Below are 12139 nucleotides of genomic sequence, written 5' to 3'. Positions count from 1 at the left end.
GATGCTGTGAGTTCGCCGTCGAAAATTGGATTTCGATTCGGCGGCTGCGGGTACCTCCGTACGGTGACTTCCGTGCGAATTCTGGTTACCGGCGCGACCGGCTACGTCGGCTCACGGCTCGTCAGTGCCCTGCTCGACGAGGGCCATGACGTCATCGCCGCCACGCGAAACCCTGATCGGCTGTCGGACTTCGGCTGGCATGACCAGGTCACAGGCGTCGCACTCGATGCGCACGACGAGGCGTCGGCCAAGCAGGCGTTCGCCGACGCCGGCACCGTTGATGTCCTCTACTACCTGGTGCACGGCATCGGCCAGCCCGACTTCCGCGATGCCGACAACCGCGCCGCGGCTAACGTCGCCAACGCTGCCAAGGACGCCGGAGTGCGGCGCATCGTGTATCTGGGCGGCTTCGTCCCAGACGACGACGAACTCTCCGAACACCTGACCAGCCGTGCCGAGGTGGCGCACGCACTGGGCGTCGACGGTGGCCCCGACGTGGTGTGGCTCGGCGCCGCGATGATCATCGGGTCTGGATCGACGTCGTTCGAGATGCTGCGCTATGTCGGCGACCGGTTCGTGCTGATCCCGATGCCCGCGTGGTCGGCGAACCCGATGGACCCGATCTCGATTCGCGATGTCCTCTACTACCTCGTCGCTGCAGCCGACTCTGACCGGGTACCCGCCGGTGCGTATGACATCTTCGGCCCCGAGACGACGTCCTACAGTGAGCTGCTGCGGACCTATGCGCGGATTTCCGGTTTGTGGCGCGCGGAGTTGCCTGTGCCGATGGTCGATACCAGCGTGGTGTCGTGGATGACCGCCGCGGTGCTGCCGGTCCCTGGCGGGCTGGCCGCCGATCTCGTTGAGTCCCTTGACTATCCGATGATGGCTTCGGAGGCTCGGCTGCGCGACGTCGTGCCGGACCCGCCAGGCGGACTGTTGAGTATCGACGACGCGATAACCCGTGCGCTGTCGAGTGATCAGCCGCGGCCGGTCAACGAGCTTGCCGATCCGCATCATCTTGCCGACACCGACCCGACGTGGGCCGGCGGCGACACGGCGCGCATTCGGCAACTGGCCCAGGCGATTACGCCGTCGATCGTGTGGCCTGCGCTCGGGCTGCTCGGGCTTGTGCCGGGACCGGTCGCGGGCGCAGTGCGCACCGGGCTCGACACGGTGATCAACCTCGTGCCGAAGGCGGGTTGAGCATGACCCAATCCACCGCGACTCGGCCCGGTTGGCTCGCCGAGGCGAAGGAGATTGTGGGTGCCTGTCCTGTCCCGCACCACGAACCGCCTGCAGTCGTGCGGCAGCGCCGGATCGTCGTCGCGATCGTCCTCGTCATCGGTGCTGCGCTGCTTGGATATTCGCTCACACGGCGGCCGGGTGACGAGTCGTTCTACTGGTTGACGCTCGCCCTGGCGGCAGTTTGGGCGGTGGGCGCGCTACTTTCGGGACCCCTGCACCTCGGCTGTATCCGATTCCGCGGGCGCAACCAACGTCCGCTGGTCACCGGCACAGCGGTGGGCTTGCTGTTGGGCGGAGCTTTCCTTGTCGGCGGCCTGATCGCGCGTGAGATTCCGGGCGTACGCGAATACATCACGCAGGTACTGGAATTCGCCCGCTATGGCCCGCTGGCGTTGGTCGTGTTCATCACCGTGATCAACGGAATCACGGAAGAGATGTTCTTCCGTGGTGCCCTGTACACCGCGTTGGGCAAGGCCTATCCGGTGGTGATCTCGACGGTCATCTACGTGATCACGACGGCGACCACCAGTAATCCGATGCTCGGCTTCGCCGCTGTGATACTTGGTGCGGTGTGCGCATGCGCCCGCCGCATCACCGGCGGTGTACTCGCTCCCATGCTGATCCACTTCTTCTGGGGTCTGGTCATGGTGCTCGCACTGCCGCCGGTATTCGGCGTCTAGCGCAGTGGGTGGGCCAGCTCGTCGCGGCGCATGCGAGCTGCATACATGGCGACCGCCGCCAGCGCCACCGGCACGACCCCTGCAACCAGGAAAATCGTTTGCATGGAAACGACTTTCGACAGCGGACCGACGATCGCGAACGACACCGGCATGAACGCCAGCGACACGAAGAAGTCCAGGCTCGACACCCGGCCCAGCATCTCGGTCGGAACCCGTCGCTGCAGCAGCGTGCCCCAGATGACCATGCCTGCGCCGTCGGTGACGCCGATGACGAACGTCGCCGCGGCCATCAACGGGAACGAGGACGTGAACCCGACGATCACAAGCGGTATCGAGCCGACGCTCCACATCGTCATCATCACCGTGAGGTAGCGACGTGGCAGTCGTCCTGACGACACGGCCAGCGCGCCCGATGCGCTGCCGACGCCGAAGAACGCCAAGATGAAGCCGAACGTTTGTGCGCCGTCCTCGAATCGTTGCTTGGCGATGAACGGCAGCAGCACTTCGATGGGTCCGAGCAGCACGAGCACGAACATGCTCGCGAATAGCAGGGTCCACAACAGCCACGGTGTGCGGACCATGAACACGAAGCCTTCGCGAAGATCCCGCCGCAGCTGCGGTCGATCCATCTGGTGCACAGGCGTTTTCATCGCCGGTCGGCTGGTCACCAGCAGTGCCAGGCCGATCGCGAACAATGCTGCGACCACGACGGCGCCCAACGAGGGGAACGTCGCGCCGACGACAACACCCGCGATCGCGGGGCCGATGGCGCGCTGAAACACCGGTCGCACGACACCTTCGACACCGTTGGCGGCGAGCAACTGATCGGCGGGCAGTATCCTCGGCAGGATCGCGCTGTAGGCGGGAAAGAAGAACGCGGCCGCAATGCCGAGAGCGGCAGCCGCCACTGCCATGTGCCAGATCTTCAGCACACCGGTGAGTCCGAGGACCGCGATGGTAGACACCGCGATCACGTTGACAGTCTCGACGGCGATGATGATGGCGCGCTGGCTGATTCGGTCTGCGGCCAGCCCACCGACCAACACGAACGTGACCAGGCCGGCGCCGAGACAGGTGGCGACGAGCGACAGCGAGGTCGGGTCGTTGGAGAGCTCGATGACCTGAAGCGCCATCACGACGGCCCACATGCCTTCGGCGAAGATCGATAAGGAGACCGCGGCGATCAGCAGCCGGTACTCGCGGAATTTGAACGGTGCGAGCACACGCCAGCCGCCGGCGTCGACCACCGGCTGCTCAATCTCGAATTGCGTACTCACCATTAGATGGTGGCGGACGTCTTATGGTCGCGTCCAACGATTTTCCGCCCACACGTGAGTTTGGGCGGAAGGACGTGCAACGTTAGGAGTCGGTGAAGGTCGCCGGCCGGCGCTGTTGGAAAGCGCGCGTGCCCTCACGGAAGTCGGCCGACTCGAGCAGCACCAGCTGGCCCTGCTTCTCACGCTCCAGCGCCGCCTCCAACTCGACCAGCGTCGCTGCGTTGATCGCGTCCTTGGTCTTGCGCAGCGCCACCGCGGGTCCCGACACCAGCGTCGAGACCACCTTGGCGACCTCGGCGTCGAACTCGTCGGCCGGATACACCGCCGTCACCAGGCCCCAGTCGAACGCCTCCGCCGCTGAAATCCGCTCAGCCAGCAGCGCCATCCGCATCGCCCTGATGCGGCCGACAGCCGCGGCAATCAACGCTGACGCGCCACCGTCGGGCATCAGCCCGATCTTCGTGAACGCGAGCATAAAAAAGGCCTTCTCCGAAGCCAATACGACATCCGATGCCAACGCCAACGAGGCGCCGACCCCGGCACAAGGTCCCTGCACGACCGCGACGACCGGTTGCGGCGACGCAACGATCGACCGGACCGCACGGTTGGCCGCGTCGAGCACATCCGCAGGAGTGCCCGCAGCGCCCGGGTTCGCGTGGTCCTCTTCACTGATCCCGGCGCCGGAGGAGAAGCCACGGCCCGCACCGCCGAGCCGCACCACCTTGACCTGCGGATCGTCCGCGGCTTGCTCCAACGCATCGCCGATGCCCTTGAGCATCGCCGCGGTCAACGAGTTCAGGCTGTCCGGACGATTCAGCGTCACCGACAGCACCCCGTCGGCGAGTTCGACGAACAGGTCGTCGATGCTCGTGTACGCGGCCGGGCGGGAGTCCGTTGTCGTCATAGAAGGCACCCTAGGTCGGCCCACATGGTTATACAAGTAAGATATGTCGGCGGTCACCCTGAGCGCTTCAACGGAGAGGTCTGTTTGGACATGGCTGGACCACTGCACGGACTGCGAGTCGTCGAACTGGCCGGCATCGGCCCAGGCCCGCACGCCGCGATGCTGCTTGGCGACCTAGGCGCCGACGTCGTCCGCGTCGAACGTCCCGGCAAGGACCCCGGCCCTGCGACCGAACCCGGCCGCGATTACTTGCTGCGCAACCGTCGCTCGGTCACGGCCGACCTCAAGAGCGATGAGGGTCGCGAGTTCGTGCTGCAGCTGGTCGCTAAGGCCGACGTCCTCATCGAGGGCTTCCGGCCCGGCGTCACCGAGCGGCTCGGTCTCGGCCCGCAGGACTGCGCAAAGGTCAACGAGAAGTTGATCTACGGCCGCATGACCGGCTGGGGCCAGACCGGCCCGCGCAGTCAGCAGGCCGGCCATGACATCAACTACATCTCGCTCAACGGCGTGCTGCACGCGGTTGGCCGCGCCGGCGAACGTCCCGTCCCGCCACTGAACCTGGTCGGCGATTTCGGCGGTGGCTCAATGTTTCTCGTCGTCGGCATCCTGTCTGCGCTGTGGGAGCGCGAGCGCTCCGGGCACGGCCAGATCATCGACGCGGCGATGGTCGACGGCTCGAGCGTGCTCTCGACGATGATGTGGGCGTTCCGCGGGATGGGCATGTGGAGCGACGAGCGCGGCGTCAACATGCTCGACACCGGCGCGCCGTACTACGACACCTACACCTGCGCCGACGGCCGCTACGTCTCGGTCGGAAGCATCGAGCCGCAGTTCTTCGCCGAATTGCTCGACAAGCTGGGCTTGGACGCGAAAGACCTGCCCGACCAGAACGACGTCAGCCGCTGGCCCGAGCTGCGCGCCAAGCTGACGGAAATGTTCGCCTCGCAGGACCGCGACCACTGGGCCAAGGTGTTCGCCGACAGCGACGCCTGCGTCGCGCCGGTGTTGTCGTTCGCCGAAGTCGAGACCGAACCACACAACACCGAGCGCGACACGTTCTACCGCGAGAACGACTACCTGTATCCCTCACCGGCGCCGCGGTTTTCGCGCACGGTGCCGGGTAAACCGAAACCGCCGGGCGTGCCCGGCGCCGACACCGAAGCCGTCCTTGGCGACTGGGTTTAGAGAAAGGAACGCAATCAGTGGAGATCAAAGACGCCGTAGCAGTTGTCACGGGTGGTGCATCCGGACTGGGATTGGCGACAACGAAGCGGCTGCTTGACCGGGGCGCGTCCGTGGTGGTCGTCGACCTGCGGGGTGAGGACGCCGTCAAGGAACTTGGCGATCGCGCTCAGTTCGTGGAGACGAACGTGACCGACCCCGATGCCGTGACCGCAGCGCTCGACGCCGCCGAGAAGATCGGCCCGCTGCGCATCAACGTCAACTGTGCGGGTATCGGCAACGCGGCCAAGACGCTGTCCAAGGACGGGCCCTTCCCGCTCGACGCCTTCAAGAAGGTCGTCGAGGTCAACCTGATCGGCACCTTCAACGTGCTTCGGCTGTCCGCCGAGCGCATTGCCAAAAACGAACCGATCGACGGTGAGCGCGGCGTCATCATCAACACCGCCTCCGTCGCGGCGTTCGAGGGACAGATCGGCCAGGCCGCCTACTCCGCATCGAAGGGTGGCGTGGTCGGCATGACCCTGCCGATCGCCCGCGACCTGTCGCGTGAGTTGATCCGCGTCGTGACCATCGCGCCCGGCCTTTTCAAGACCCCGCTGCTGGGCTCGCTGCCCGAAGAGGCGCAGCAGTCGTTGGGCAAGCAGGTGCCGCATCCGGCCCGCCTTGGTGATCCCGACGAGTACGGCGCGCTGGCCGTGCACATCGTCGAGAACCCGATGCTCAACGGTGAGGTGATCCGCCTTGACGGTGCGATCCGGATGGCGCCGCGATGAGCGCTTGCGCGAAGAGTGGGGAGCACAAATGACGATCACCACGAAGTTCACCGAGACCTTCGGCATCGAGCACCCGATCGTCCAGGGTGGTATGCAGTGGGTCGGTCGCGCGGAACTTGTTGCCGCGGTGGCTAATTCGGGTGCGCTCGGGTTCATCACCGCGCTGACACAGCCGACGCCGGCGGATCTGGCCAAGGAGATCGCCAAGTGCCGCGACCTGACGGACAAGCCGTTCGGGGTGAACCTGACGATTCTGCCGACGATCAATCCACCGCCCTACGACGAATACCGGCAGGTGATCGTCGACGCCGGCATCAAGATCGTGGAGACCGCAGGCTCGAATCCCGCGCCGCATCTGCCGATGTTCCACGACAACGGGATCAAGGTGTTGCACAAGTGCACTTCGGTGCGGCACGCGGTCAAGGCGCAGAGCCTCGGCGTGGACGGCATCAGCATCGACGGATTCGAGTGTGCCGGGCATCCGGGCGAGGACGACATTCCGGGTCTGGTGTTGATCCCCGCGGCGTCGGCCAAGATCGACATACCGATGATCGCCTCCGGCGGCTTCGCCGACGCGCGCGGCTTGGTCGCCGCGCTGGCGCTGGGTGCCGACGGCATCAACATGGGCTCGCGGTTCATGTGCACCGTGGAGTCGGCGATTCATCAGAACGTCAAGGAAGCCATCGTGGCGGGCAGCGAGCTCGACACCGAGCTGATCTTCCGTCCGCTGCGGAACACGGCGCGGGTGGCGAGCAATACGGTGTCGCGTGAGGTCGTCGAGATCCTCAACGGCGGCGGGCAGTTCGAGGACGTCAAGGATCTGGTCGCAGGCAAGCGCGGCGTCAAGGTCTACGAGGTCGGCGACCTGGATGCCGGCATTTGGTCGGTGGGCACCTCGATGGGCCTGATCAACGACATCCCGACGTGCGGCGAGCTGGTGGCGCGGATTGTGGAGGAAGCCGAGGAGCTGATCACCGGCCGGCTGGCCGACATGGTCGAGCTCGAGGCGGAAGAGAACGTGGCTTAGCAGTCTCAGAAAACAGAAAATCGACGAAGCGCCCGTACTGGGCAAACTGTCATGGGTGAACGCGCGCCCTGCGGCGCGCGCTTACTCAGACTGCGGTGGGCAGGGTCTGCTCGTCGGCGAGCTGCTCCGAGGTGTCGCCCTCAACCAGGACATCGCCGTGGTAGAGAGCCTCGAAGTCAACCTTGATGACATCGGCACTGGTGTCGTCGATCCACATGTACTGAACAGTAACCATCACCATTAAGGAATCTTTGAGTCTCGATTCGGAAAATGGTGGCAATTCTTACCGCTGGGTAGGTTCCGGGGTCGCTAAGCCGTCGGCGGCGCGGTGAGGTGAATCGGGTTAGTCCCGTTCAGCAAAATCCAGGTCAGCAGCGAAACGCCAGCCGCCGGATTCCATGAAACTGACGGCGGAATTGAAGTCGAACGCCTTCCCTTAGGGCCGCCTGAAGCGTCGTCGCGCCGAGGCCGATTCGCAGGATCGCCAGGCCTACATCCTCTAATGACGTCGTGGCCGGGGTACTCAGCTCGGTAGTCGTCGTCGCCGTGTCGGGAGCCTCGGCGACTGTGACAACGCTGTGAGTTCTTGCGGGGTGAACACCAGACGGTCCCGCAACGTAGCTATTGAGAGAGACTTGTTGACCCCGATAAGTTACCACTGATAAGTTATCGGGGGCATCCAACGGGAAGGACGCTACGTGCTGCAACGAATCGCACTGCTGGCCATTGCCGCGCCGCGACGAATCATTGCGATTGCGCTCCTGGTGATGGTGGCCTGTGGCATCTTCGGCATCCCCGTCGCCAAGCACCTCTCCGCGGGTGGTTTCCAGGACCCGACGTCGGAGTCCGCTCAGGCGACGAAACTGCTCGTCGACAAATTCGGCCAGGGCGACATGGAGCTGTTGATCAGCGTGACGTCGGACGTAGGCGCGCAGGGCGCAGCGGCCCGCGCTGTCGGCACCAACATCGCCGACCAGCTGAAGGCCTCGCCCTTCGTCGCAAATGTGACCTCCGCTTGGACGGCCCCGACGTCCGCTGCGCCGGCCCTGATCAGCAGGGACGGCAAGAGCGGTTTGATCGTCGCAGGCATCACGGGCGGTGAGAGCGGCGCACAGCAGCATGCCAAGGAGCTGACCGAGCGCCTCGTCCATGACCGCGATGGCGTCACGGTGCGCGCGGGCGGCGAGGCGATGACCTACGTGCAGATCAACGCCCAGAGCGAAAAAGACCTGCTGACAATGGAATCGATCGCAATTCCGCTCAGCTTCATCGTGCTGGTCTGGGTGTTCGGCGGGCTGATCTCCGCGGCGCTGCCGCTGGCGGTCGGCGGGTTCGCGATCCTCGGGTCGATGGCGGTGCTGCGAGCCATCACGCTGATCACCGACGTGTCGATCTTCGCGCTGAACCTGACCGTTGCGATGGGCCTGGCGCTGGCCATCGACTACACGCTGCTGATCATCAGCAGATACCGCGATGAACTTGCCGACGGCGCCGACCGCGACCGCGCGCTGGTGCGCACCATGCTGACCGCGGGGCGCACGGTGCTGTTCTCGGCAATGACGGTCGCCTTGTCGATGGTCGCGATGGTGCTGTTCCCGATGTACTTCCTGAAGTCGTTTGCGTACGCGGGCATCGCGGTGGTGGTGTTCGCGGCCGTCGCGGCCGTGGTGGTGGCGCCGGCGGCTATCGCCCTGCTCGGCGACCGCTTGGATGCCCTTGACGCGCGCAGGCTGGCCCGCTGGGTGTTTCGTCGGCCCGATCCGGTGCGCAATCCGATCGAGCAGACCTTCTGGTATCGGTCGACGAAACGCGTTATCCGCCAGGCAGTTCCGATCGGCGTGGCGATCGTCGCGCTGCTGCTGGTGCTCGGCGCGCCGTTCCTCGGCATCAAGTGGGGTTTCCCGGACGAGCGTGTGCTGCCGCAGTCGCTGTCGGCCCGTCAGGTCGGCGACGACTTGCGCGCCAACTTCACAGTGGATTCGGCACGTAACGTCACCGTCGTCGTACCGAACACCACCGGCGTGACGCCTGCTGACATGGACAGCTACGCCTCGGCGCTGTCACAGGTGTCCGACGTCTCATCGGTGTCCGCGCCTGGCGGCACGTTCGCAGACGGTCGATCAGTCGGACCGCCCTCTGCCGCAACGGGTTTCAAGGACGGCAGGGCTTTCCTGACGGTGGGTAGCACCGCGCCGTTGTTCAGCGACGCGTCCGAAAACCAGCTCGACCAGTTGCGCGCGGTGCCGCCACCGGCAGGCCAGCACGTCGAGCTGACCGGCGTCGCGCAGGTCAACCGCGACAGCTCCGATGCGATCACGTCGCGGCTGCCGATGGTGCTCGGCATCATCGCGGTGATCACGTTCGTGCTGCTGTTCCTGCTCACCGGCAGCGTGATACTGCCGCTGAAGGCGTTGGTACTCAACGTCTTATCGCTGACCGCTGCGTTCGGCGCACTGGTGTGGATCTTCCAGGAAGGCCACCTCGGCGCGCTGGGCACCACACCGACCGGAACGCTCGTCGCCAACATGCCGGTGCTGTTGTTCTGCATCGCGTTCGGGCTGTCGATGGACTACGAAGTCTTCCTGGTGTCGCGGATCCGCGAATACTGGCTCAAGTCTGGGAAGACCCGGGCTGACAACGACGAAAGCGTGGCTTTGGGCTTGGCGCGGACGGGCCGCGTCGTCACCGCTGCTGCGATGTTGATGGCGATTTCGTTCGCCGCGCTGATCGCCGCTCAGGTGGCGTTCATGCGGATGTTCGGGGTGGGCCTGACGCTGGCAGTGATCGCCGATGCGACGCTGGTCCGGATGCTGCTGTTGCCTGCTTTCATGCACGTGCTCGGGCGGTGGAATTGGTGGGCGCCTAAGCCGTTGGCCAGGTTGCACGAGCGCATCGGGATCAGCGAGTCCCACGACGACGACGCGCCCGTTGAGAAACGCGACCGCATCGCGGCTGCCGTGGCGGACACTGGTTAACGTGGCGCTCCAACCGTTGCGTCGCCGCCGCGCCCCGCGCGGTTCCGGCGACCAGTTGCGTGACGAGATCCTTGACGCGGCCACCGAACTGCTGCTGGAAACCGGACACGCGAAGGCGGTATCCATTCGGTCGGTGGCTCAGCGGGTCGGCGTGACGCCGCCGTCGATCTATCTGCACTTCGCGGACAAGGACGCGCTGCTCGACGCCGTCTGCGCGAGGTACTTCGAGAAGCTCGACGAGGAGATGCAGCGGGTTGCGGCCGACCAGCAGTCGACCATCGACGTGCTGCGCGCGCAGGGCCTGGCGTATGTGCGCTTCGCGTTGAAAACTCCTGAGCTGTACCGGATCGCGACCATGGCCGAAAGCCGACCCGGCAGCGATGTTGATGTCGCGCTGAACAGTTCGGCCTTCGTCCACATGCGCGCGTCGGTGGAATCGTTGATGGCGGAGGGGATCTACCCGCCCGGCGATCCTGTCGACAAGGCGCTGGAGCTGTGGACCGCTGCACACGGGGTCGCGGCGCTGCTGATTTCGCGGCCGTACCTGCCGTGGGGCGATGCCGAAGAGTTCGCCGACCGAGTGTTGAAATCGGTGTGCGTCGGGCAGATCGTGTCTGGTGCGATCGATCCTGATCTGCCGCCCGCCGAGGCCATCGCCCAGCTGAAGGGAATGTTCGATGCGCACTAGCGAAGTGGATAACCCGTTCTTCGCCAGGGTGTGGCCATGGCTGGCGAGCCACGAGCCCGAGTCGGTGAAGCAGCTACGCCGCGAGAACCTCGCGGGCCTATCTGGACGGGTGCTCGAGGTCGGCGCTGGCACCGGGACGAACTTCGAGTTGTATCCCGACACCGTGACCGAGGTGGTCGCCGTCGAGCCCGAGCACCGGTTGGCGGTGCAGGCCCGGCAGGCGGCGGCCACGGCGTCGGTGCCCGTCACCGTCCGCACGGACACTGTGGAGCAGTTTGCGGATGCGGAGCCATTCGACGCGGTGGTGTGCTCGCTGGTGCTGTGTTCTGTCGACGACCCCGACCAGGTTGTGCGTCAACTGCTTTCGCTGCTGAAGCCCGGTGGTGAACTGCGCTACTTGGAGCACGTCGCGAGCAGTGGGTGGCGAAGTCGACTGCAGAAGGTCGCGGACGTGACGCTGTGGCCGCGGATGGCGGGCAACTGCCACGCGCACCGGCACACCGAGCGGACGATCGTCGACGCCGGCTTCAACGTGTCGGGCGCCCGCCGCGAGTGGGTGGTGCCGGCGTGGGTGCCGGTGCCAACGTCCGAAGTCGCGATCGGCCGCGCAGTCAAGCCGTGAGCTGCACACAACCCGCTAGGGAAGCAGGGCGGGCAGGCGCTGCAGCAAGCTGGGGAGCGCGGTGGCTGCAGACTCGCGAACCACGGCCGTCGCTGCGTCGGACAGCGGCGTGCGTTCCGGGTTCACCTCGATGACGACGGTCCCGTTGGCCAGCGCCAACTCGGGCAGACCTGCTGCGGGGTAGACGATCGACGAGGTGCCCACCACGATGACCAGGTCGGCCGTGGTCACCGCGTCCAGCGACCGCTGCCATGCTTCGTCGGGCAACGCTTCGCCGAACCAAACCACATTCGGACGGATCAATCCCCCGCATGCACATCGCGGCGGGTCGACCGATTCCACGGGCTCGGGCATCGTCGGCAATTCGTCGAGATACTCGCGGCCACAACGGTCGCAACGGAATTCGAACAAGCTGCCATGAAGGTGATAGACGCGCTTGCTGCCCGCCCGCTCATGGAGATTGTCGACGTTCTGGGTGACTACGTGCACGTCGGCGTAGTCCTGCCAGGCCGCGACCGCAAGGTGGCCGTCGTTCGGCTGCACCGAACCCATCATCTGGTGGCGCCACAGGTACCACGCCCACACCTTGTCGGGGTGGTCGTGCCAACCCTCGGCGCTGGAGATTTCGTAGGGGTCGACCTTCGCCCACAGCCCCGTCTCGGCATCGCGGAACGTCGGCACCCCGCTCTCGGCGGAAATGCCTGCTCCGCTGAGCACGGTCACCTGCACATCACCAAAGTAGCCCGTTTAAGCGATACTGAAG

General features: G+C 65.5%; 12 protein-coding genes. 8 read left to right on the top strand and 4 right to left on the bottom strand.

The genetic code is table 11. The annotated features are described in order from the left end of the window. Positions 1 to 63: 63 nt before the first annotated feature. Both MYCSM_RS24005 and MYCSM_RS24000 read left to right on the top strand, forming a co-directional pair. Entirely contained in the window at positions 64 to 1206 is a 1143-nt protein-coding gene (locus MYCSM_RS24005) for an NAD(P)H-binding protein (protein WP_015308765.1), read from the top strand. Between the two features lie 2 nt (positions 1207 to 1208). Next, a complete protein-coding gene (locus tag MYCSM_RS24000; RefSeq protein WP_015308764.1) occupies positions 1209 to 1928 on the top strand; it encodes a CPBP family intramembrane glutamic endopeptidase in 720 nt (239 codons plus the stop codon). On the opposite strand, the gene tet(V) is transcribed toward MYCSM_RS24000, so the two are convergent. Then, positions 1925 to 3208, bottom strand: a complete 1284-nt coding sequence (tet(V), locus tag MYCSM_RS23995) for a tetracycline efflux MFS transporter Tet(V) (protein WP_015308763.1) — start codon at positions 3206 to 3208, stop codon at positions 1925 to 1927. The two genes, MYCSM_RS24000 and tet(V), sit on opposite strands and share 4 nt — an antisense overlap. A gap of 79 nt (positions 3209 to 3287) precedes the next feature. Continuing rightward, entirely contained in the window at positions 3288 to 4109 is an 822-nt protein-coding gene (locus MYCSM_RS23990; protein ID WP_015308762.1) for an enoyl-CoA hydratase, read from the bottom strand. 90 nt (positions 4110 to 4199) lie between these two features. On the opposite strand from MYCSM_RS23990, the gene MYCSM_RS23985 reads away from it, so the two are divergent. The 3 genes from MYCSM_RS23985 to MYCSM_RS23975 are packed head-to-tail and all read left to right on the top strand — an operon-like array spanning position 4200 to position 7091. Further along, positions 4200 to 5294 (top strand): CaiB/BaiF CoA transferase family protein, encoded by a 1095-nt coding sequence (locus MYCSM_RS23985; RefSeq protein ID WP_015308761.1) that lies wholly within the window; start codon positions 4200 to 4202, stop codon positions 5292 to 5294. 17 nt (positions 5295 to 5311) lie between these two features. Then, positions 5312 to 6064, top strand: a complete 753-nt coding sequence (locus MYCSM_RS23980; RefSeq protein WP_015308760.1) for a 3-hydroxyacyl-CoA dehydrogenase — start codon at positions 5312 to 5314, stop codon at positions 6062 to 6064. A 28-nt stretch (positions 6065 to 6092) separates the two neighbouring features. Beyond that, entirely contained in the window at positions 6093 to 7091 is a 999-nt protein-coding gene (locus tag MYCSM_RS23975) for an NAD(P)H-dependent flavin oxidoreductase (RefSeq protein WP_015308759.1), read from the top strand. An 85-nt stretch (positions 7092 to 7176) separates the two neighbouring features. Here the strand turns inward: MYCSM_RS23975 and MYCSM_RS38750 are convergent, their stop codons facing one another. Beyond that, positions 7177 to 7308, bottom strand: a complete 132-nt coding sequence (locus tag MYCSM_RS38750) for a hypothetical protein (protein WP_085976635.1) — start codon at positions 7306 to 7308, stop codon at positions 7177 to 7179. Between the two features lie 481 nt (positions 7309 to 7789). Here MYCSM_RS38750 and MYCSM_RS23970 point away from each other — a divergent pair, with 481 nt between their 5' ends. The 3 genes from MYCSM_RS23970 to MYCSM_RS23960 are packed head-to-tail and all read left to right on the top strand — an operon-like array spanning position 7790 to position 11376. Next, on the top strand, positions 7790 to 10066 hold the full coding sequence (locus MYCSM_RS23970) for an MMPL family transporter (protein WP_015308757.1): 2277 nt from the start codon (positions 7790 to 7792) through the stop codon (positions 10064 to 10066). Position 10067: 1 nt separating this feature from the next. Further along, the gene (locus MYCSM_RS23965) at positions 10068 to 10754 is read left to right on the top strand and encodes a TetR/AcrR family transcriptional regulator (protein ID WP_015308756.1); all 687 of its coding nucleotides are present in this window, start codon (positions 10068 to 10070) and stop codon (positions 10752 to 10754) included. Next, on the top strand, positions 10744 to 11376 hold the full coding sequence (locus MYCSM_RS23960) for a class I SAM-dependent methyltransferase (RefSeq protein WP_015308755.1): 633 nt from the start codon (positions 10744 to 10746) through the stop codon (positions 11374 to 11376). Before MYCSM_RS23965 ends, MYCSM_RS23960 begins: the two co-directional genes overlap by 11 nt. A gap of 15 nt (positions 11377 to 11391) precedes the next feature. Here the strand turns inward: MYCSM_RS23960 and MYCSM_RS23955 are convergent, their stop codons facing one another. Continuing rightward, positions 11392 to 12105 carry an NAD-dependent deacylase gene (locus tag MYCSM_RS23955; RefSeq protein ID WP_041312608.1) on the bottom strand — a complete coding sequence of 238 codons (714 nt, stop codon included), beginning with the start codon at positions 12103 to 12105 and terminating at the stop codon, positions 11392 to 11394. Between the last annotated feature and the right edge of the window lie 34 nt (positions 12106 to 12139).

This window comes from Mycobacterium sp. JS623, assembly GCF_000328565.1.
Lineage (GTDB): Bacteria > Actinomycetota > Actinomycetes > Mycobacteriales > Mycobacteriaceae > Mycobacterium.
This window is presented reverse-complemented; position numbering and strand designations above follow the sequence as displayed.